General features: G+C 60.5%; 30 protein-coding genes. All 30 read right to left on the bottom strand.

Annotated elements, in window-relative coordinates:
- Positions 1-8: 8 nt before the first annotated feature.
- The 30 genes from Q7F16_RS25360 to Q7F16_RS25215 all read right to left on the bottom strand — a co-directional run bounded on the left by Q7F16_RS25360 (position 9) and on the right by Q7F16_RS25215 (position 19,258).
- The gene (locus tag Q7F16_RS25360) at positions 9-473 is read right to left on the bottom strand and encodes a hypothetical protein (protein ID WP_409556492.1); all 465 of its coding nucleotides are present in this window, start codon (positions 471-473) and stop codon (positions 9-11) included.
- Positions 463-2,805 carry a hypothetical protein gene (locus tag Q7F16_RS25355; protein ID WP_409556491.1) on the bottom strand — a complete coding sequence of 781 codons (2,343 nt, stop codon included), beginning with the start codon at positions 2,803-2,805 and terminating at the stop codon, positions 463-465. The genes Q7F16_RS25360 and Q7F16_RS25355 overlap by 11 nt, the downstream gene beginning before the upstream one ends.
- Positions 2,802-3,401 carry a hypothetical protein gene (locus tag Q7F16_RS25350; RefSeq protein ID WP_409556490.1) on the bottom strand — a complete coding sequence of 200 codons (600 nt, stop codon included), beginning with the start codon at positions 3,399-3,401 and terminating at the stop codon, positions 2,802-2,804. Before Q7F16_RS25350 ends, Q7F16_RS25355 begins: the two co-directional genes overlap by 4 nt.
- 59 nt (positions 3,402-3,460) lie before the next feature.
- Complete coding sequence (locus Q7F16_RS25345) at positions 3,461-3,799, bottom strand: hypothetical protein (protein WP_409556489.1); 339 nt, start codon at positions 3,797-3,799, stop codon at positions 3,461-3,463.
- A gap of 11 nt (positions 3,800-3,810) precedes the next feature.
- Positions 3,811-4,251 (bottom strand): Bbp16 family capsid cement protein, encoded by a 441-nt coding sequence (locus tag Q7F16_RS25340; protein ID WP_409556488.1) that lies wholly within the window; start codon positions 4,249-4,251, stop codon positions 3,811-3,813.
- Positions 4,252-4,284: 33 nt separating this feature from the next.
- Complete coding sequence (locus tag Q7F16_RS25335; RefSeq protein ID WP_409556487.1) at positions 4,285-5,277, bottom strand: major capsid protein; 993 nt, start codon at positions 5,275-5,277, stop codon at positions 4,285-4,287.
- A 17-nt stretch (positions 5,278-5,294) separates the two neighbouring features.
- The gene (locus Q7F16_RS25330) at positions 5,295-5,966 is read right to left on the bottom strand and encodes a hypothetical protein (protein ID WP_409556486.1); all 672 of its coding nucleotides are present in this window, start codon (positions 5,964-5,966) and stop codon (positions 5,295-5,297) included.
- Positions 5,959-6,270 (bottom strand): Bbp19 family protein, encoded by a 312-nt coding sequence (locus tag Q7F16_RS25325; protein ID WP_409556485.1) that lies wholly within the window; start codon positions 6,268-6,270, stop codon positions 5,959-5,961. The genes Q7F16_RS25330 and Q7F16_RS25325 overlap by 8 nt, the downstream gene beginning before the upstream one ends.
- A complete protein-coding gene (locus tag Q7F16_RS25320) occupies positions 6,270-7,964 on the bottom strand; it encodes a portal protein (RefSeq protein ID WP_409556484.1) in 1,695 nt (564 codons plus the stop codon). The genes Q7F16_RS25325 and Q7F16_RS25320 overlap by 1 nt, the downstream gene beginning before the upstream one ends.
- Position 7,965: 1 nt before the next feature.
- Positions 7,966-8,289: a hypothetical protein gene (locus tag Q7F16_RS25315; RefSeq protein WP_409556483.1), complete on the bottom strand. Its 324-nt coding sequence runs from the start codon at positions 8,287-8,289 to the stop codon at positions 7,966-7,968.
- Between the two features lie 29 nt (positions 8,290-8,318).
- A complete protein-coding gene (locus tag Q7F16_RS25310; protein WP_409556482.1) occupies positions 8,319-9,824 on the bottom strand; it encodes a terminase in 1,506 nt (501 codons plus the stop codon).
- Positions 9,802-10,338 (bottom strand): terminase small subunit, encoded by a 537-nt coding sequence (locus Q7F16_RS25305; RefSeq protein ID WP_409556481.1) that lies wholly within the window; start codon positions 10,336-10,338, stop codon positions 9,802-9,804. Before Q7F16_RS25305 ends, Q7F16_RS25310 begins: the two co-directional genes overlap by 23 nt.
- Before the next feature lie 2 nt (positions 10,339-10,340).
- The gene (locus Q7F16_RS25300; RefSeq protein ID WP_409556480.1) at positions 10,341-10,478 is read right to left on the bottom strand and encodes a hypothetical protein; all 138 of its coding nucleotides are present in this window, start codon (positions 10,476-10,478) and stop codon (positions 10,341-10,343) included.
- Between the two features lie 89 nt (positions 10,479-10,567).
- Complete coding sequence (locus Q7F16_RS25295) at positions 10,568-11,020, bottom strand: lysis system i-spanin subunit Rz (protein ID WP_409556479.1); 453 nt, start codon at positions 11,018-11,020, stop codon at positions 10,568-10,570.
- Positions 11,021-11,027: 7 nt separating this feature from the next.
- Entirely contained in the window at positions 11,028-11,366 is a 339-nt protein-coding gene (locus Q7F16_RS25290) for a Gp49 family protein (RefSeq protein WP_409556478.1), read from the bottom strand.
- A gap of 23 nt (positions 11,367-11,389) precedes the next feature.
- Entirely contained in the window at positions 11,390-11,899 is a 510-nt protein-coding gene (locus Q7F16_RS25285) for a glycoside hydrolase family protein (RefSeq protein ID WP_409556477.1), read from the bottom strand.
- On the bottom strand, positions 11,896-12,147 hold the full coding sequence (locus tag Q7F16_RS25280) for a holin (RefSeq protein WP_409556476.1): 252 nt from the start codon (positions 12,145-12,147) through the stop codon (positions 11,896-11,898). The genes Q7F16_RS25285 and Q7F16_RS25280 overlap by 4 nt, the downstream gene beginning before the upstream one ends.
- A 185-nt stretch (positions 12,148-12,332) precedes the next feature.
- Complete coding sequence (locus Q7F16_RS25275) at positions 12,333-12,644, bottom strand: hypothetical protein (protein WP_409556475.1); 312 nt, start codon at positions 12,642-12,644, stop codon at positions 12,333-12,335.
- A gap of 39 nt (positions 12,645-12,683) precedes the next feature.
- Entirely contained in the window at positions 12,684-12,860 is a 177-nt protein-coding gene (locus Q7F16_RS25270) for a hypothetical protein (protein ID WP_409556474.1), read from the bottom strand.
- Positions 12,861-13,036: 176 nt separating this feature from the next.
- Positions 13,037-13,438 (bottom strand): antiterminator Q family protein, encoded by a 402-nt coding sequence (locus Q7F16_RS25265; RefSeq protein WP_409556473.1) that lies wholly within the window; start codon positions 13,436-13,438, stop codon positions 13,037-13,039.
- Positions 13,435-13,722 carry a hypothetical protein gene (locus Q7F16_RS25260; RefSeq protein WP_409556472.1) on the bottom strand — a complete coding sequence of 96 codons (288 nt, stop codon included), beginning with the start codon at positions 13,720-13,722 and terminating at the stop codon, positions 13,435-13,437. The genes Q7F16_RS25265 and Q7F16_RS25260 overlap by 4 nt, the downstream gene beginning before the upstream one ends.
- Positions 13,715-15,112, bottom strand: a complete 1,398-nt coding sequence (locus Q7F16_RS25255; RefSeq protein WP_409556471.1) for a replicative DNA helicase — start codon at positions 15,110-15,112, stop codon at positions 13,715-13,717. Before Q7F16_RS25255 ends, Q7F16_RS25260 begins: the two co-directional genes overlap by 8 nt.
- Positions 15,109-15,942 carry an ATP-binding protein gene (locus Q7F16_RS25250; protein ID WP_409556470.1) on the bottom strand — a complete coding sequence of 278 codons (834 nt, stop codon included), beginning with the start codon at positions 15,940-15,942 and terminating at the stop codon, positions 15,109-15,111. The genes Q7F16_RS25255 and Q7F16_RS25250 overlap by 4 nt, the downstream gene beginning before the upstream one ends.
- Positions 15,926-16,729: a helix-turn-helix domain-containing protein gene (locus Q7F16_RS25245; RefSeq protein WP_409556469.1), complete on the bottom strand. Its 804-nt coding sequence runs from the start codon at positions 16,727-16,729 to the stop codon at positions 15,926-15,928. Before Q7F16_RS25245 ends, Q7F16_RS25250 begins: the two co-directional genes overlap by 17 nt.
- Positions 16,726-16,962 (bottom strand): hypothetical protein, encoded by a 237-nt coding sequence (locus Q7F16_RS25240; protein ID WP_409556468.1) that lies wholly within the window; start codon positions 16,960-16,962, stop codon positions 16,726-16,728. Before Q7F16_RS25240 ends, Q7F16_RS25245 begins: the two co-directional genes overlap by 4 nt.
- Positions 16,959-17,552, bottom strand: a complete 594-nt coding sequence (locus Q7F16_RS25235; protein WP_409556467.1) for a hypothetical protein — start codon at positions 17,550-17,552, stop codon at positions 16,959-16,961. The genes Q7F16_RS25240 and Q7F16_RS25235 overlap by 4 nt, the downstream gene beginning before the upstream one ends.
- Positions 17,549-18,301 (bottom strand): Rha family transcriptional regulator, encoded by a 753-nt coding sequence (locus Q7F16_RS25230; RefSeq protein ID WP_409556466.1) that lies wholly within the window; start codon positions 18,299-18,301, stop codon positions 17,549-17,551. Before Q7F16_RS25230 ends, Q7F16_RS25235 begins: the two co-directional genes overlap by 4 nt.
- On the bottom strand, positions 18,298-18,597 hold the full coding sequence (locus tag Q7F16_RS25225) for a hypothetical protein (RefSeq protein WP_409556465.1): 300 nt from the start codon (positions 18,595-18,597) through the stop codon (positions 18,298-18,300). Before Q7F16_RS25225 ends, Q7F16_RS25230 begins: the two co-directional genes overlap by 4 nt.
- Positions 18,594-18,929, bottom strand: a complete 336-nt coding sequence (locus tag Q7F16_RS25220) for a hypothetical protein (RefSeq protein WP_409556464.1) — start codon at positions 18,927-18,929, stop codon at positions 18,594-18,596. The genes Q7F16_RS25225 and Q7F16_RS25220 overlap by 4 nt, the downstream gene beginning before the upstream one ends.
- The gene (locus tag Q7F16_RS25215) at positions 18,926-19,258 is read right to left on the bottom strand and encodes a hypothetical protein (protein WP_409556463.1); all 333 of its coding nucleotides are present in this window, start codon (positions 19,256-19,258) and stop codon (positions 18,926-18,928) included. Before Q7F16_RS25215 ends, Q7F16_RS25220 begins: the two co-directional genes overlap by 4 nt.
- Positions 19,259-19,669: the final 411 nt, after the last annotated feature.

The raw sequence follows: 19,669 nt of genomic DNA, 5'->3' as shown, positions 1-19,669 counted from the left end.
GCACATAATCAATTCTCTCTGTTCAATGTGAATGGGTGAAACGGGAAGCCCTTGTGGCCGTAGGGGATGGCCGGGCCAAAGGTGAAGCCCAGCCACTTCAGCCAGCGGATGGCGGCTGTGTTGCGGGCGTCAACGTAGTTCAGGAGGTGACTGTGCCGGGTGAGCATGCCTTGCACCTCAGGCTTGCAGACCTTCAGGAAGGCCCGGGCGTGGCGCTCGACGTGCACGGTGCTGATTAGCCACGGAACGCCGACCGAGCCGAGGATGCTGTAGGTGGCATCGCCGAACACCGCGACCACCTCGCCATCCACCACGATCTTCTTGGCGTTGAGGCTGTCCGTGACGGCATCAATCAATGCCTCTTCCATGGGGATGCCTAAGGCTTCGGTGATTTCGTCTATGTCTGCCTGGCGCACCAGGGGCAGGATGGCCGGCACATCCTCAGCCGATACCGGCAGGACTTCAGCGGCCACCGATGGTCACCTCTGGAATGACGGCCAGCACGGACAGGGGCAGCGGGTCGGACTGGCGAATGAACACCCTCCCCTTGCCCTGCCAGTCATTCGAAACGTTGATCTCGACCTGGCCGGTGATCGAATCAAGAGCCTGCTCGTAGGTGTCTCGCTCGGTTTTGGCCTCGTACAGCGAGTTCTTGTCCTTGCCGGCGAAGATGCCGCGTGATTCCTCGACCATGACCGTCAGCGACGTGAAGGCGATTTTCTTGTCAAGAACCGTCTCGTTGCCGTTCTTCAGCTCAAGGTCGAGGGTTTCCATGTCGGACTTGTACGGCAGGCCGATGTGCGCCACGCCCGCGGCTTCTTGCAGCACGACGGAGCCGCCAGATACCACGCGTTGCGGGTGAACACTGCCGTCGGACAGTATGGAAACGGTCTTGCCTTCCAGATGGGCCAAGCCTGAAATGGTCCTTGCCTGCCGGGCCCAGCCCGATACAGCCACGTTGCGCAGTGCATCAGGGCAAGCGATCAACAGCTTGGCGGTAACCACCGTCGAGCTGGTGTAACCGACCACCTCAACCCGAACCGATTCGGTCGCGGTGTCTTCATTCGCATCAGTGGTGTCCAGCTTCAGCGAATAATTGACGCCAACACTCCCGGCGGTGAACGGCGCATGCCCTGAGGCCGTCATCGTCACGACTTCGGGATATTGCCAGGTGGTGCCGCCAGATAGCCGCATCGTCTTGGCAGCGTCAGTGTTGCGCCCGTCGTAGGTCAGGCCGCAATCCACAAAGAACGCGTCCTCAATCTCCAGCACCTGACGCGTTGCCATGCGCTCGACGTAGCGCTTCTGGACGCCACTGATCGTCCGGCGCACTACCATGTAAAGCGCGTCCTCCTGGCCCTCAGGGATGCAGGCGATGGACTCGACGAACCCGTCAGTGTCGTGCCAGTGCCAGCCCACAAGCTGTTGCTCGGGCAGATAGGTCATGCCCAGAAGCTTCCCGTCGTCGCGCACGTACCAGACGATCGAGTCTGGGATTTTCTGGTAGGCCACGCTGGTCAGCTCGTAACCGCGGAACAGGTGAGCGCTGAACAGCGTCAGATCATCAGCGGCGAACCCATCGGCGTCGAGCGAGTAGCCGAACGACGAAACCCGGTTACCCCGGGCCTGGACGTACACGGCACTGGTGCCGACCACGACCGGTGGGACCAGAGCGGAACCGTCATACCCTTCCTGGCTGGCCTGGATCGTTTTGGCTGTCAGTCCAGAATCACCCCCGGTGAACGTCCATTCACCACCCGAGGTCAGGCCCAGCAGCTTGCGCAGGCCTATCAGGTGCCGGACTTTGTTCACCTCCGTGCTGGCAATGGTGAACGTGATCGAGTCGTCGTCCTTGTTCGGGATCGAGTAGCCGAAGTTCTTGAACAGGCCGGTCTTGCTCATCCAGAAGGTTTGCGGGCTCAGGTTGCTGCCGGCGAAGACCAGGCGCTGCTGGAAGTAGCCCACGGCGCCCGGGTAGTTGTTCGCTCCCACGAACGGGTCATTGCCATTGGGCGGCGTGTCAGTCTTCACGGCGGTGATGTTGCGGTCCGTGAAGGTCAGTTCCGTGGCGCGGCCAATGAACCCATAGATCCCAGCGCCGGCATTGTCCTTGTAGACGATGTAGTACGTGGCCCCAGTGACCGCCGGCCAGGTGATCGTGGCGGCGGCCGTATCGGCAAAGATTGTCACGGCGTTGGATGTGACCGGCAGGGACTCATCCAGGCTGTTGCCGTCATCCAGCACGGCGGTGACCTGGTAGCGCCACGACTGGGTGACGCCAGTGCCTGCCACCGCTACCGCTGTGGCCGAGGCTGGTGCCGCAATGCGCGGCGCAAGGTTCAGCTCGGCAGTCGTCCAGTTGTCATGGGCCAGGCGACTTAGTTCCCGTGGCTTGTATGACGTGTGGGCGAACGTCATCACGTCGGCTGACTGGGTGAAGTTCAATTGCTTCAGGTCGAACTGACCATAGGGCATGGTGATTTGATACGGCAGGCCCACGAATGGCCCAGGACCAAACAGCACCTGGCCGCCATCCTTGATCACACGCATCTGCAGGTCGCTGAACTGAAGGATGTAGGTCTGCTCATCGTTGAACTGGAACGGGATCAGGCGTGTCAGCTTCGTTGAATCGGCCGCCTCACACACGAACTTGGTGCCAGGCCGATTACGGACACCGCCGTACGGCATCACCATAAAGTTGCGGCACAGCTTCAGGCCGGTGTAATAGCGGGCGATGTCGGTACGCGCGCTGGCAGATGGCGACAGCTCGCCGGCGGCGAAGGTTGGCTGCAAGGCACTGGTCATGAGCGCACCGTGACGAATTCGCTCTCAGGCTCAGGATCATCCTGGGATTCTTCGAAGGCCGCCCCCTGGGCCTGCGTCTTCGCCATTTCGTATTGCTGCTGACAGTACTGCTGCAAGTCAGGCTTGGAGCTGAGCGGCAAGGCCAGGTCCTGCCCCAGGCGCCAGGCCAGTGCGTCGGCAAACAAGGGGTCGAAGAAAGTCGAGTCCTCAACCTTGAACGTGAACCGCACACCGGCCTCTTCCTGGTCGGTGTGGATCACCCGGCCGCCGGAGTCGTAGCCGATTTTGTACGGAATCTGCTGATCGCTCGACAGTGGTCGGCGCTGGCCCGGGATGATGATCTCCCGGACCTTGAGGCAGTCGGCCGGGTAGCGGTAGCGATACAGCCAGCCCGGCGCAGGGCTCCCGACATCGGCCAGGGTCACGATGGATTCAGCGAACGGCCACGGGAAGTCGGCCAGCACCAGTTCGCGCAACGTGGCGTAGAAGACGCTGCACAGCTCGGCCGCCTTGCTCTTTTCCGTGAACGACACAATCGGCTGAGTGTGCGCAACCCGCGAAAGCGCGACGTTGCAGATCTCGATATCGCTTGGCATTCGGGAACCCCAGAAATTAGAAAGGGCCCCGAAGGGCCCTTAGGTTTGTTGCAGGTGAATCAGGCGTCGGGCAGGTCGTTGCCGTCGTCGCCCTGCGCATCCTTGGCCGGGGCAATGGCGCCGCCCTGGTTCAGGCGCTCGGCCTCTGCATCGGCTTCAGCCTTGGTGCCGGTGAAGGTGCCGATCATCTGGCCGGCTGCATCCTTGACGACGAACTTTCCGGCGGCGCTGCGAGCAGACACGTAGCCGGTGAAGGACTGCGCATCCTTGGCCGGGGCTTCCGTACCCTTGACCATCCATTGATCGCTGAAGTGTTTCTTGTCGGTCAGCACGAAGGTGTCGCCCGGGTCCTTGATGCCAGCGCCGTAGAAGCCGCGCTCTTTCGCTGTAACTTGCATGGATCACCCCCTTACAGGATCGCGAAGCCGCTGGCGTACTTGGTGTTGTCCTGTACGTCTTTGACCAGGCCGGCAAAGAAGCTACCAGCAGTGAGTGGACCGGTGCCGATGACGTAGTTCACGCGCAGATAGCGGCGCACTCCACGCGGAACGGCCACCTGAACCGGGCGAGCGCCGGCGGTGAGGGCGGACAAGGCCAGCGAGCCGGAATCAAACAACGTCACCCAGGTGCTGTTGTCGTCACTGGTCTGGAGCTGGATGTTGGTGGTGGCGGCGCCGGCTGCCGTGGCGGTGGTCAGTGCGGCAACCACCAGGTAAATCGGCTCGCCCGCACCAATGTCGCGGCGGGTGTTGCCGTGGGTCAGCGGCCCCAGGTCCAGGACATCAGTGGACGCGGCAGAAGCCGTGACCGCCTGGCCATTGCTGAAGGTGTTGAGTTTGTCGGTGATCATGTTCAGGTCTCCAATGAGCGAGGGACAGCGGCCTTAGACCACTGGCGCCTCGTTGTTGAGCAGGGCGTCAACGGTGCGGAAAGGCACGCCGCGCAGGCTGGTGATGAACTCGCCGTCGTACTCTTGGATCTTGAGTTGGACGTTGGACTTGTTCATCGCCTGGATGTCCAGGCATTCCAGGATGGTGCGGTTCATGTAGAACGCTGCGCGGCCCATCTTCAGGTTCGGGATGCGGTGAACGGCACGGATCATCGCCTCGATGATCTTCACCGTCGCGCCAGTGGTGTCGGCGAGCAGGTCGGAAACATCGATGTTGCAAATGCGGACCGCATAGCGCCAGTCGCGAAGCGCGATGCCCGGTACCCACTTGTAGTGGTCGCGGTAGGCGCGGAATTTCTTCCCGGTACCGTCGTCCACCAGCTCAATGCCCATGTCGTTGTGTTCGATGCCGGCCTTCGAACCTTTCGGGTAGATGCCATGCACGCACTGATCACCCCACACAACCAGCCAGATCGAGGTGTTGTCCGAGCCAGCGCCGCCCATCTTGATGATGTTCTGGCCGTTCTTTGCGGTGCTGTCGTTGTAGCGCGGCGCCAGTCCCAGGAACTGGGCCGGGGCCAGCGAGTCGTTGTTGTAGAACAGGCCGGTAGCCATGTCCTGGTTCATGCCCTCGATGAAGGCCGAGTTTTCCGAGAGGCGGAACGCCGCGGTGTTGCCGTTCAGATCGGCAAGCGCAACGTCCACGACGCCGAGGTTTTCCAACATCGCGCAGGTTTCATCAATCTGTGCGGTGGTGGACTTACCGGTGGCGATACCGCCATTCAGTGCACGCCAGGTGCCGGAGGGCAGACCGGTGCGAGCCGTGGTGCGGTGACCGGTTGGCAGGTTGCCTTCCAGCCAAAGCATGTCGGTCAGGATCTCGTTGGTCTGGTCCAACATCTCCACGATGCGGGCCTGCTTGTTGTCTGGGTCTTGACGCTTTGCCCAGTCCGCCAGGGTGATGGCGGTATTCGCGATGGTAGCCATGCGTGTTTACTCCGTGGTTAAGACTTGCTGCCGCCGTAGAACACTTCTTCGTTCGACTTGCGGCCGGTGGATGATTGGCTGCCCGGCAAGACGAACTTGTCTTCCGAGATCGCCTGGCTGATGCGGTGGCAGAACTTGAACAGCGCGGGGTGATTGCCCAGGCCGGAGCCGTTGAGCAGCTCCCGCAACCCCTCATCGCCGAACGACTGAATCACCTTCACGGCACTGGCTACGCTCTTGTCGTAGTTGGCGCCGCCAAGTTCTGGATCGTTCTTGACTGCCGCGGCCCACTCCTGGCCCTGTTTGAGTGCAGCGGCCTGGTACTCCTCGGCCTGCTTGGTTGCCAGCTTGGTTTGGAAGTCGACGATCTTCTGTGCCTTGTCCTGGGGCAGGTTCAGCTCCTTCGCAAAGGCGGTGAACTCGCCAAGAACGTCGGCATCCAGCTCCATGCCTTCCGGCAGGGTGAAGTCGGCGTAGGCCTCGGGCGCGCCCTCTGGCTTAGCCGCATCGCCTTCCTTGGGCTTTGCGTCGGCTGGCTTGGTGTCATCCGGCTTGGCTACTGCATCGGCAGCGGCTGGGGCCGGGTCGGCTGCTGGAGTGCTCGGAGTGAGCACGGTGGTATCCGACTGCGTTGCGGCTGCTGGCGCGGCGGTGGCGTCCTGAGCGGGAGCGGCTGTTACATCAGTCATGGGATTCTTCCTCTACTGGTTGCGTGGCGTTTTCGGAGGCCATGACGGCGAATCGCGCCGGACACAGCTTGTTCACTTCGCCCAAAAGAAAAAGGCCAACATTTCGTTGGCCTTCGTTGAAGTTCATCACGCCCCCATGGGTGCTGAATGAGGGCTGGAACACCTTGCACTCCCCCATCATTCGCCACATAAAGCGTCGTCCGCGAGGGTCATCCATCAGCCATAGGAAGTCGGCGATCTCCTGATCACGGGCGGTCATTTCCTCAAGCCTGGCTTTCGCTTCCTGTTCGTTGACGTCATCCATCACACGGCACCCGCCAACTGAGTCAGGGCGTTGTTGCCGCTGGTGTCGGTTTCGCTGAGCAGTTGCGCGCCTTGGATAACCGCACCCAGATCCTGCTGCATCTGCTGCGCCTGCATGGCCTGGTCACGCTGCTCGCGAATCGCCAGGACGGCATCGTCAGAGCGGACCAGCGTCGGCGGCACGCTGACAGCCTTGAAGTACTCGCGCAGGGCGCTGTCAGTGTCGAGCAGGTCCAGGGCCGACGGGTCTTGCTTGATGTTGGCGACAGTGCCGGCGAACCCAATAGCGCGCTCAATGCTGCCACCTTCCACCGCGCGCTGGGCCTGGGCCAGGATGCTGGTGTATTCAATGCGCAGGTCCAGGTTGCCCAGTTCCTTCGGTGGCGGTGGCAACAGCGGGTTACCTGGGAGAAGGCCCATCCAGCGCGGGATCGATTGCTCAACCATCAGGTGAAACACCTGGTCGATGCACGGGTCCAGGAGGTCGTCGTTCTGGCGCTCAAGCACTGGGCCGAGCATCAGCATCTTCTCTTCCTTGCGCGTGGCGATCTCGTAGGCCGTGCGCACGCTGTCCATCTGGCTGATCATCAGGAACAGGTCAACGAAGAACGCGGTGTCGGCGATCTGCTCTTCTGCCTGGATCTCACCGCGCAACTGGCCGATCCACGCTGGGTTGACCATATACAGCGGCTCGAACTTGGCGCCGATCTGCATGTCGTTCAGGTAGGTGATGCCGCCTGGCAGGATCGAGGCGCGCTGTCCCTTGAGACTGGCAGGCGCACCCATTGGCGGGCGAACGCCCTTCTCCATCATTTCCGCCTTGCGACGCTCCATGAGCTGCAACGCCTTGGTGGAGCCAATGCACTGGGAGCCCGGGCCGGTGCCGTAGACATCCTCGCCAAGCACGTCCCAGCGTGGCGCCATGACCGGGAATTCCTGGAAGCCCGACTGGCGCAGCACCTTGTCCTTGTCGCCGCCCTTCTCCCAGTACACGGACCGATAGGCCATGTTGGTGTTGTCTTTGCGGCCCTGCTCGCGCTTGTCGTTGGGTTCGGTCGCGTGGCACACGTCCACCCAAGCTTCGCTGTTGCTGTCGAGCAGCGTCCGCACGGTCTGGCTTAGCGCCTCCTTGCCAAACTGCTGTTCCATCTGGCGGGCGGTCATCTTGAACTCGCGATACAGCGTGTCCACCTGCTGGCGGTCGCTGTTGGCGATCATGTAGCTGCCACAGGTGAACGGGTAGAACCGCACGGTGTCGCGCTCATCAGGAAGCGCAGCCATGGCGGCAGTGCCGAACACACCCTCTTCCCCGTACACGGTGGGCAGCACGTTATAGAGGTTCGAGCGGGCCATGACCTCGCGCATGGCTTTCTCAACGGCGTACAGCCATTCCTTCACCGGGCCGTACTGCATCAGGCCTGGATCAGGTGTGCCGAGCTTGAACCAGGGCGATGCCGGGCTAGTCATGCCGCTGTGCATGCCGGCGGCCAGGACCCGAGCGGCGAACGTGGCGCGCGGGTTGATGATCTTCTTGTCCCGGCGCTGCCCGCGGTTCACGTCAGTGGTGTTGAACCGGCCAGCCCGGGGCAGGATGTAGTCGCTCAGCTCCTGCCACTCAGGCAGCCAGTTACTGTCGCGCTCCTGCTTCAGCCTTGCCAGGCGCTTGTCGAGCTGTTCGCGCAGGGAGTCAGCCAACTTACACCCCCAACAGCGTTTTCTGGCCGGTGTTGGCACCGCCAAGCAGGCCAGATGCACCGGTCAGGATGGTGCCGTTCTGCCCGGACTGGGCCAGGCGCCGGCGGCGTTCGGCGTCAATGGCGGCCTGCACCGAGTCGCTGCTAGTGGTCGGTGCCGCTGGGTTGGCCGTGGTACCCGAGCCGGTCATGGCCTCGGCAGCGGCCTTGTCGCGCTCGGCCTTGTTCAGGAAGCCGGTGTTCTCGCCGGTCAGGTTCGGCAGGCCCATACCTTCCAGGATCACGTCGCCGCCGCGCAGTGGGTCCAGGTCGATGACCTTGTTCATCAGCTTCTTAATCTTTTTGCCGCACATGTTTATGCCTCCGCATAGGGGTCGTAATCGGATTCCAGTTCGCTGTTGGGGCCGCCACCGGTTCCGGTGTACTGGCTCTTCATCACGGGCATTGCGTAGGTCAGGGCCAGGGCATCGGCGTAGTCAGGCGACAGGCCGAGGCGCTTCTTGATGGCGTCTTTCTTTTCCAACGCGATCTGGTCGCTGCCGTTGTGCCCGTACATGGGCGAGGTCAGCTCCGACTCAAGCTCGGTGTTTTCCTCGAGCGCCAGGCCGGCGCGCAGGCCTTCACGCAACTTCCACCACATGTAGGTGCGCATGTTGGCGTAGTGGCGATCAGGTGCGGCGCTGGCGAAGTTCACGTCGAGGATGACGATGCCTGGCATCAGGCGGCGCAGCTGGTCAGCAACTGGACCACCAACGCCGGTCGAGTCAACGAACACAGCATCAGGCCGGTGCTCCTTGACCACCGTGCAGACCTTGGCGATGAACAGAGTGGTGTCGCGTGTCTCACTACCTGGGATGCTCATGGCTTTGATCGAGCGGGCATCGAGACCGCGCCGGAACACGATCACGTTGCTGTCTGCGCCGCCCCGGGCGATGTCTATCCCGCATACCATGGCGTCATCCAGGCCATACACAGGCTCGCGCTTCATCGCCGCGGCTACCCAGTCGGACGGGATCAGTTGCAATTCGGAAGCCCTCGGGAACATGCCGCGAACACGGATACGGAAGAAGTCGCTGTCTTCGCCGTAGTCCGCCTGCCATTTGGCGATTTGCGTCTTGTTGGTGCCGTCCACCGTGCGGCTATCGACTTGCCGGTGACTCCAGCGGTGTTTGTATCGGGTGAAGCACTCGCGGAACCGGCCAGTGTTTTTAGTCGGGTTGCCGAATGCGGCCCAGATGATCTCGGTGTTCTCGTCCGTCAGCGCACCCTCGGCCACCTCCCATACCAGGTCAGCAATGGCTGAGGCCTCGTCGAAGATCAGCAACAGGCGCTTACCTTCGTTGTGCAGGCCGGCGAAGGCCTCGGTGTTGCTCTCGGACCAGGGCACGGCGTCGATACGCCAGTTCTTTTCGTGCTCCGGATCAGTGCTGATCAGCGCTGTGGCTGTGAGCCTGAACCAGTGCGACGTGATGGATAGCCGGTTCCACTTCGCCACCTCGGGCCAGGTCTTGGTCCTGAGCTGGGTTTCCGTGTTGGCCGTCACAACGCCGCGCGTGTCGATGGCTGTGTCCAATGCCCACTTGATGATCCAGGACACCAAGGCGGACTTGCCGATGCCGTGGCCGCTGGCTACAGCCTCATGGATGACATCGCCCAAGTCCTTGGCGCCGGCCCGGATCTTCTTGCCAATCGAGTCAAGGACATCTATCTGCCACTGCCTGGGCCCGGTCTTGTTCGCCAGCTCAGTGCCCGGCTCACCCCAGGGGAACGCGTACCAGACATAGCCCAGTGGATCATCAGCAAATGAAAGGATGTCCTCGACCAGTTGCTGTTCGAGGTCAATCTTTGCAGGCGCGTTCACGGGCTTTTGCCATCCGCTCAGATAGGGAAACGTTGACATCAACGCTCACCTGGTCGCGGAAGGCGTTCACATTGACGTGCTTGCCAAGGAGTTCGAGGTTCTTGACCTTGTCCGGCCACTTGATCTTCTTCATCAGGCCGACCATTGAGCGATCTTCGCCATGACCTTTGAACATTTCAGCGATATCGAAGCCGACCAGATATTGGCGCCAACCCTTCGGCCATTCCGACAGAGGTTTGAAGCTCATGTCGTCCTGCAGGATGTCCAGCACGTCCAGCTGATCGATCTCAACCAGGCGCTTCAGCACGTAATCGGCATTGATCTCGGTACGCTTCTCACGGTCTTGCATGCGCTTCTGTAGCTGCGACTGAACCTCAACATCTTTCAACAGGCGCTGACCCTGGGAGTAAGCCGTCTTTTCGCTGTATCCGGCCCGTACGGCTGCCTGAGTGGCATTCAGGTCGATAAGGTACTCATCCACAAAACGAGCACGCTTACCGGTTGGATCAGCCATGGTTATTCGCTCACCGGCTCAGCAGGCGCCGGCTCTTCAGTCGCTGGCGTTTCTGGTGCGGCTTCCGGCTTCAGGTTCATCTCTCGCACCCACAGATAACGGGAGAAGCCTGCGGTGACCTTATCGGCAGTGATGAACATCAGGCGGACGCCATCAGTACAGAACTCAACGCGGTCAGCAGTGACGGTAACATTCTCTTCGTACGTGCGGACGTTGAAGGTAGGTATGGTCAGTTTCCTTTCAAGCAGACGTTGGCGATGTAGGCCTGAGCAGCACGCAGAGCGATCAGTCCTTGGTCGCCGTCGTCGGTGATGGCGACAATTCGTTCACCAGCCGCTGGGTCAAGTTCGGCTCGCGCTTCTGCATCACCCAGGCCGGTGGAGGTGGTGGCGTCTCGCACAGCGGGACAGGTGGCTTTGACTGACAGCCGGAGAGCGCCATTGCGGACGTCAGTGCGAAGCTGGTTATTAGCGGCTTGAGCATCGGTCAGGGCCTTTGTGTGTTCGGTGTCGAGTTGGGCCAGCAGCTTCTGAGTGTTGCGGCGGGATTCGGCGGCGCGCTCCATGGACTGGATCTGTTCGCCGGCAGCCTGCAATGCAGCGGACTGGCCTTTGATCTTCTGCCAGCCGCCCCACATCAGCAGGATGCAGGCGGCCAGGGCGGCGATCAGGTAGCGGTTCATGGCTCGATTATTCGGTCGGCGCTTGGGCTGGCAGTCGGCGCTGGTATAGGCGCTCCTTCAGCTCATAGCCCATCAGCGGCCACAGTTCCTGGGTGGCGTTCTCAATGGCGATCTTCTCGCCGATCTCTGCGTTGTCGTTCGCCGAGGACGCGCTTGCGGATGGCCGGCCAGTCACGGCGAAGCCATTGACGGTGGTCAGTACAGCCCAGCGCAGGACCTGGCCAGAGGGAGAAACGTGTTTAACGATCTCCGTGTGAGCAATATTGGCTTGCATATCTGCGAAACTGACACGCGGCGCGGTCAGGCCCTTGGCTTGGATTTCCATTTCTATCGCTTGATCGGTCATTGGAGTTTCTCGGTGGGCACGGGTTATTGAACCGCCATGCACTTGGCATAGCGCTGGAGCTGGCGCGTCCATACACCCGGGCAACGCTTGTTGCCTGGGGTGGAGCAGTCGAAGCCCGCGGCGAAGCGATACTTGAGCAGGTCGTGGCAGGCCTGGACGTAGTTCCCGGCAATCAGGCTCTTGCGGGGCGAGCCCTTGCGCCAGGTGCCGATGCCGTACTGGCCTATGAAGTCCATGTACAGATCGAACTCGTCCTGGTACAGCTTCACGCCCTTGATGGACGCGGCAAACAGCTTCTCGTCCTGGCTGATCAGGTTGCGGGCCAGCACGTCAGCCCGTTTCCGGGTGATGGTGTCGCCCATGCGGACGGGTGTGCCGTCTTCGTAGCGGGTCGAGCCGTGGCCGATCGTAGGTACATCGCCCTTGGTGGGGATGACCGCGTGGTCGGTGTAGCCCTCGTTCGTTTTCCAGGCACCGATGCCGGCCAGGCTCATGGTGAGCAGGCCCACGACAACGCGCTGGCGGCTGTTCATGGCCGGCATTGATCGCGCAGGGCCTGGATACGGGCGGCGCTCTCGGCGTGCTCCCGGCGATCCCGACGGACCTGGAAATAAGTGCTGATCAACAGGCCAAGCACTGCAACAACAACACCGGCAATCCCGATCCAGTTCACCTGGGACAGCCAGCCAATGAAACCAGCACTTGCACCAACCATCATGCCTTTGTTGGCCACTGACGCTCCCACCACCTCTACGATGCTCTCGGGCGTCGGGCTGGCCATGCTTGAACTCCTGCCTGGGGCTGCCATGGTGGGCCTCCAGAAACGAAAAAGCCCCGCACGGTGGCGAGGCTCAGGGTTAAATTTCAGATACAAAAAAGCCCGACTCAATGGCCGGGCCTGAGGAGCGGCGGCGCTCCACACCTGCATAAACAAAGAGCCCCACACCAGGTGGGGCGATCAGCTAGTCATTCTTGCTGGTAACGCAAGAACGGATTGTTCTTCAAAGCCTCCGCACTTTCGATAGCATCGAGATAGTCATAACCGGCGGATGTGACCCTCACGATCGAGGCGACTCCTCCAAAGCTATCCACCGTTACGCATCCCATATCTCCCAGTATGCGCACATGCCCTTCTATCACTGTTTCCGGCCACTGCGCCTTATGCTCACTGTCGAGCGATTCGTACAGTTGCCCGCGAGTCAGTTGGAGATTCCATTCGGAGGTTCCGTTTACGCAAAAATCCATGATCGCGTGAAGTAGCGGTTTGCTTCTATGCATATCAACCTCGATAGCGCTGGGTGCGCAGCTTATGCGATCTCAGCGGGAGGCTGTGATTCTGGCGATCTCGGTAAGTGCTGCTTCCAACGCTGCATCGTCGATCCCTAATTTCTTAAGGGTTTCGGATGGGTTAGCAGTCAGGGGACTTAACGCTTTCAGCGTGTCAAAGGACACAGTAGCGGCGGGTTTACCCTGCTCATCGAATAATTCCATCATGGCGACTCCTTCCTTACGCGTTCTTTAAGCCCAGAGCATCTGGCGCTTTGCCATCGTAGAGGATAAAACAAAAAAAATCCCGACTCGAAGGCCGGGACTTTTGTATGTGGAGTCGTGCTGGAACAGCTGAACACCATGCCATGAAAGCAGGTGTTTATCCGGCATGAAAGGTTTATTTACGCGGCATCGCTCATTCCGTGCAGGACGCCATCAATCCAACCAACACCTGACTTGATTATCTCTCTCGTTGAACGCTCAGAAATACCTGCCTCCCCGCCTCCCGCCGATTCCCCTATTCGAGCCATCGTCCACTTGGCACCGAAGTAAAGCCAGAGAAACAGGCCCATCTGTGCGTTGCGCTGCGTGAGCTTGGCCATAGCGGAATCCACTGCCAGAGCTTGGTCGTCCGTGATCACGTAGCTGGAAACGCTGGGCATTTGAACATTGTCCCGCATGAGCGCCAATTGCGGCGAGACATACCGAGGCACGCCCATTCCGTCCATGCGCCACCAACCCCACTGCTCGAGCAAGTACTCCGTATCTCCCAGGGGCTTGTCCGTATAGGTGCGCTTTTTCATGCTGCTTTCCTCGGGTCAGGATCACTCAGGCCAAACAGGTCTCGAAGCAACCGGTCGGCTGCAGATTTCTTCGCATTGCCTTCCAGCAGCCAGCGCTGACCGTAGTCATGAAAGCCGATCTGCAAGCGACTCGAGTGCCAACTGGCAACCATATCCAACAGAGCTGCCAGCGCGGCCGGGCCTCCCATTTTGACCTTGGCCAACTCCTCGCCTGCGATTTTCAGGAACTGGCACTCGATGTCGCTCATAGCTTTGCGCGGCAGCGCCGCTCCGACGTTACTCATGAATTGCTCTCCCCTTGATGCGGTCGGCGAAGGGGCGATTTGCTTCGACCTCCTCCTGCGTGGGCTCGCGGCCTGCGAAGTTGACGAATCGGGCGAACTGCCCTTGCCGTTGAACCATGCATGACCCAGCTGGGGCTTGGCGCCCCTTGTCCAGGATCAGCTCGGAGACACCCTGCTCCCCCATTTCCGACTCTGGGTCGTGGTGAACCAGAAGCACCGCGTCGGCGTCTTGTTCAATCTGTCCGGAGTCACGCAGGTCACTGGCCTGTGGCTTTTTCCCGGGGCGGCTGGCCGGGTTTCGGTTGAGCTGCGCCAGCACCAAGACCGGGACGCCGAGCTCCTTGCTGAGGTTTTTCATTGCGATCGATATCTTGCCGACGGCCTCACCCCGGTTCTGCGCCTTGCCGTCTGAACCCACCAACCCCAAATAGTCCACCATCAGGATGTCGAGACCGATTTCTCGCTGAAGCTTCAGGGCTTCGGATCGGATCGCGGACATCGTCAGCCCAGGGGTGTCGTTTAAGTACAGCTTGGCGCCGTTGATCTTTCCTGCGGCAACGCCGATGCGGTCCCATTCCTCTCGCTCAAGACACTTCACCTCCTCCATTCGGCGCAAATCAATGCCGCCCTGAGCAGCGATGGTCCGGACAGTCAGCTCCTCTTCACCCATTTCCAAGCTGATGATCAGACCCACACCTTGGCCACGGATGGCGACATGGTTGACGATCTGCAAACCGAGCATGGTTTTGCCGCTGCCTGGCCTCCCAGCGATCACAACCATCGACTTTGGCCGGAGGAAGCCAATCAACTTGTCCAGATCCGCCAGGCCGGTGGACAGCTTCGGCGGCGCCCGGTCGTTGAGCACGTCATCCATGCTGGCCAGCACCTTGGGCAGCACGTCCGCCATCAGCTTGTAGCCGGCCTTCCCTCCGCTCTGTAAGTCGCGAAGATCGGCCAGGGCCTGCTTGCATTGCGTGATGATCTCCGAGGCTGGAAGACCGGCCTGGAACCCATCGACGGCGATGTTGCCGACGCCGATGAATTGCCTGATCACCGCCCACTGCTTCACATGATCGGCGTAAGCCTTCCAGTTGGCGGTGGATGGAACGTCCCTGCTCAAGGTCGCGGCGTAGGCCATCGTGGATTGTCCGCTGGGCAGTGACCGCTGGATTGATCCAACAGTCACCGCATCAACGGGCATTTTCTGGGCAAGACAGTCGTGGATGACATCGAACAGCGCGGCGTTGTCCTCGTGATGAAAGTCGGCGGACTTCATCTGCGAGACAATTTCGTCTACCAGCGCCGAATCGCCCTGAAGCGATGCCCGCATGATCGCACCGAGCACCCCGTATTCAGCCTCCGGCAGGTAGTACTCCCTTGCCTGACTCATGTGCGCCCCCTTGCCGAGGCCCAACTGAACCCGGCCAGGAACGCGCCGTTCTCACGGAGTCGATCGAGCGCCCGGGCGCCGATGTACTGCTCCAGGCTCGGGGCATGCTTTCCTTCGGCGTCCTGCTTCGATTTGGCAGGCAGGTTAGAAACCACCACAGTTGGCCTGACCAATTGATACCGGCGGTCGATCACCTCATGCAGGACCGCCAGCTCGTACTGTGTGCCCGCCTGGGCGCCGACTTCGTCAATCGCCAGCAGGTCAAAGCTCGCCAGTTCGTCGATCACGTCGCCCTCGGTATAGCCAGAGTCTCGGGCCATAGAACGCTTGAACACCCGGATGATCTCGGCCGCAGTGGTGATCACCGCCACGGCGTTCTCACGGCGAATCAACTGCTGGACGATGCTGCAGGCCAGGTGCGTCTTGCCGGTACCGACGTTTCCGGTCAGCAGCAGATTTCGGCCGGCGCGGTAATGGTCGCCGAAGTGGTCCGCGTAGTTCCGGCACAGCTCAAGAGCCTGGCTCATGGCCGGTATCGTGGCGCGATAGTTGTCGAACGAACTGTCTGCAAACCGCGGCGTGATGCCAGAGCCTATAAGCGCGATGTTGACGCTCTCGGCCTTGAGGTTGGCCAGGGCCTGGGAGTGCTCCTCGCTGCCGGTGGGGGCAATCCGTAGCCCGTGGTACTGGCAGCTTTTGCAAGCACGCACCTGCATCGTCCCGTCGAACTGCTCGACCTCGCTGCGCGTCACCACCTCAGGGTGATGTGGGCAACTGCCGTTGAACGAGCGCATCTCAGGCTGACGGCGGAAATTAGAACGCTGGGCCATTGCCGCCTCCTTGGTACATGTCTTCGGTGTGTTCGGGCAGGTTGGTGTAGGCCGGCGCTTTGCCGTTTTTAGCTCCAGCACCAGGCAGAACCGAATCCGGGTAGATGTCCGACCAGCTGCTGGTGGTGGACTTATCCAGGACGGCATCCGGGTCTGGATGGTTGGCCAGCTTCTTGGCGATCAGCTCACAGGCTCTCAGAGTCAACGGTGCCCGCTTCGCCTTTCGCATTTCACAGAAGTCTGCCCAGGCATTTTCGGAGGCGTTCGATGGCTTGGCGGACAGTGGATCGAACTTTTGAGCTTTCCCCTTCCCGACCTTCTGAGGTGCCTTGGCGCCTTCTTTTTGGTTAAGGATGGTTAATGGGTGGTTAAGGGATGGATTGGGTGCACCCGGTGCACCCCGTTCGGTCGTGGTGTGCACCCCGTTCTGTTCTGGCGTGCACCCCGTTGCGTCTTCAGGTGCACCCCGTTCGGAGCGGGGTGCATCCTGTGCACCCCGCGAAAGGTCGAGGTCGTAGCAGACCGGAACACGATCGCGCTGCGTGATATAGGCGGCGGCAACTGCTTGATTTCCGCGCTTTATCAACCCAATCGACTCCAATTCACGGAGGCGATATTGAACGGTACGGGGTGCCAGGCCGGTATCAAGCGCTAGGCTCGAAACGGCAGGGAATGCAGCGCGACCGGACTGGTCGGCATAGTTGGCCAGGCACAACAGCACATGCCGTGTGTGCGAGTCGGTGACAACCTGCTGGGTAAGCGCCCAGGACATGGCTTGAACACTCATATGTCCAACTCCCGCGTCACACGGCGCACGAAGTCGTCATAAGCCTCGGCCATGACGAAACCCGCCTGTTCCAGCATTTCCCGGTGGGCCTTTGCGCCTGAGTACATCAACCAGCGTTTCTGTTCCGGCAGATCGGCGAACGCGGCATAGCTGGGCCATGGGCCCACGATCACCGGTGCTGGGGCGAGTAAACCACCCAAATTCTGGGTAGTTGTTTTCGGAGGGATGATCATTGCAATGTCTCCCCTGGCTTGCGACACATCCCGGCACCCATGGCTTCCACTGAGCCGCCAGACAGGCGCAAGACCAGCAACCGGAGTGCTGTAGTGGAATCAATGGAGACCGTGCGCGCCTCGTCCAACGCCAAAGCCTGCGGTGTGTGTTCCATGATCAGAACTCGAACGCGATCGCTGTAGTTGAACGCCGCGCAAGCCAGCTGTTGGTCAGTCAGGCCTTCGAACGCTTCATCAGGCAGGCACTCGACCGGGTACACGACGACGGGGATTTTGTTTTCAGGGCGCGGCTCACCTGCCAGCAGGTGGCGGGTCATTGCCTCCCAGTGATCTTGAGCAACTTCCCTCGCATCGTGACCGGTCCTGCGCCTGAACAGCACCTTGAGTGCGTAGTAGGCGCGATACAGGTCGATGTGCGTGTCATCCTCCTTTTCAATGGAATATTCAGGCTCGTCGATAACGTCCAGGGCGTCCTTGACGACCTCGAAGCACTTCAGCAACAGGGCGACGTCGGGATACTTCTCAAAGTGCGCCTCATCAATATGCTCCACGATCTGCGCCGGCTGGGGGAAATTCAGTATGTTCTTCATGCGGGATTCCTCTGGCACAGCTTGAAGCGGCCTTGCTGAATATCGGGATGGGTCGCGCGCTCAGCCGTGACGAAGGTGCATTCGGCGGCGAACCGGTCAAAACGGCGGGTGATGTCGGCCTTGGGCCAGATCGCGTATGGCTGGGCGCCGTCATCGGCGTGCTTGCTGCGTACCATGGCGAATGGCAAGGGCGCGCCTGGGATATCGCGCATGACAGCGTTGACCACCCACTGAGGAAGGCCAAAACGCAGGTTGATGCGCTCACGGATCGAGGTCATCGACTCGAAGCCTGCCGGCCTGGAGTCCAGGTAACGTACCTGTTCAACATTGGCCACTCGGGTTTCGATGCGCTCCAGCGCGACCTGCTGCTCCCGCTGCTGGCGCTCCACGGCCACCAGGTGGTTCGCGTTGGCGGCGGTGATCTCGGCCTGGGTCATTGGGCGGGCCGCCTGCTCTTCCAGGGCCTGCCAGCGATCTACCAACGCAGCGGTGAATTCCGGGCAAAGCTGCGCCACAACAACGAAACTGTCGCGCTTGTTGACCAAGTACTCAGTAGCAGGCCGGCCGAGGCTATCGAGGTATTCCCCCAGTGGGGGAAGATCGATAACGGGCTTTCCACTGTTGTCGATGCGAGCAGACAAGCGCTCAATCGATTGCTTGACCTTGTCATGCCGAGAGCCGACCAGATCAGCGATCTCGCGGGAGGACATGGTGACGGCATCGCCGCCTGGGAATTTGGCGATGGTCATTGGCCGCCCCCACTTTCCCGCGCCACGTTTTTGGACTGCACGGTTTGTGCCGCGGGCTCCGTCTCGCCGAGCCCCTTGAACAGGTCGATAGCGCTGTAAACGCCCCCGAAGCCGGTGTCACTGAAGTACTTCGAAATCTGAACCAGGGCGGCGGCAGATTTGCCATCCCCGTGCAGATGGTCCAGGTGAACAGCGTTGATCAGCGCGAACTGCCACTCAAGCGTGTCTTTGGCGACGAGCAACTGAAACTCGGCCTCTTGTGCAGCCTCTTGCATAGTCGGAATTGGCTTGTTCATTTGGCAGCCTCCCGAGGGTTGTTGTGCAGCTTGTAGTTAGCTGCGGCACCCCGCTCGTAAAGCGTGGAGGCCAGGCGCGCCAGGTTATCCACCAGCCAGCCGGTGTTCATCGCAAGGTCTTTGGTCAGCTCACCACTCTCGGCGGTGCGCACCAGTAGCTCTCCGATAGCCGACAGCCCGTACAAGATCGAATCGCCGTATTGCTCAGCGGCTTCCTCAATCGTTTCAAGCTTCTTAACTTGGTCGGCGGTGAGCGGGGCACCACTGACGCAGGCGTAACGCGGGTGCATTTCTACGTCGTGGATAATGGCGTTCCAATGCGGGGCGCTCATTGGGCACCCCCTTCTGCCGCATGTGCCTCTACGCCTTTTTCAGCCGCCCAAACCAGCGCGCTCACAGTCTCAGCCAGGAAGCCCAACGCCGCGACACCGTCGCAGTAAGCCAGCTCGCCCATATTGAGGCTGTCGTGCAGGTGCCGGCAGATCTGGCCAAGGCCAGAAGAAAGGACCCTCGCCGCCTGTAGCGCGTCTTCTGCGTTCGTGCCGGCCGCAACGTTGAGCATCTGGACGCCTTTGTTGTCGATGGGAGTGTTAAGAAATCCAACCTGCGAAGTTAGCAATGCTTGCGCTGCATGTTGGGTGGTGCTATTTTTCAGGTGCATGAAATCGTCCTCCACAGACGAAGTAGTACGAAGACCCCTGCGAAGGGTCTGGTTAAGAAGCCCGCCTGCGAAGCGGGCTTTTTGTTGCCCGGAAGAAAGTCAGCCGGACAGCAAAAATTGAGATGGGATGCGCTGGCTCATGCCGGATTCCTTTTAATTGGGCAGGCAAAAGCCAACCATTGGAAGTCTCTGAACAGGCCCTGGCGAGGGCCTTCCTTTTTCACCGGAAACGTGCAGGTCCGTAAGGTACCCATTAACCGAGGGCCTCAGGAGGGTCGATTTTCTGGGTGTGCGCGTCTGCGAGGTCATGTGATAGCTCCGAAATTTGCTGCCCTTACCTAAGTAGTGCTGGGCAACTACCCCCGATAAGGAAAGAAAATTTGAAGATCGGAGCTTTTGGCTTGAACGACA

Origin of the sequence: Pseudomonas sp. Lb2C2 (assembly GCF_052112205.1) — a bacterium.
Taxonomy (GTDB): domain Bacteria; phylum Pseudomonadota; class Gammaproteobacteria; order Pseudomonadales; family Pseudomonadaceae; genus Aquipseudomonas; species Aquipseudomonas kilonensis.
This window is presented reverse-complemented; position numbering and strand designations above follow the sequence as displayed.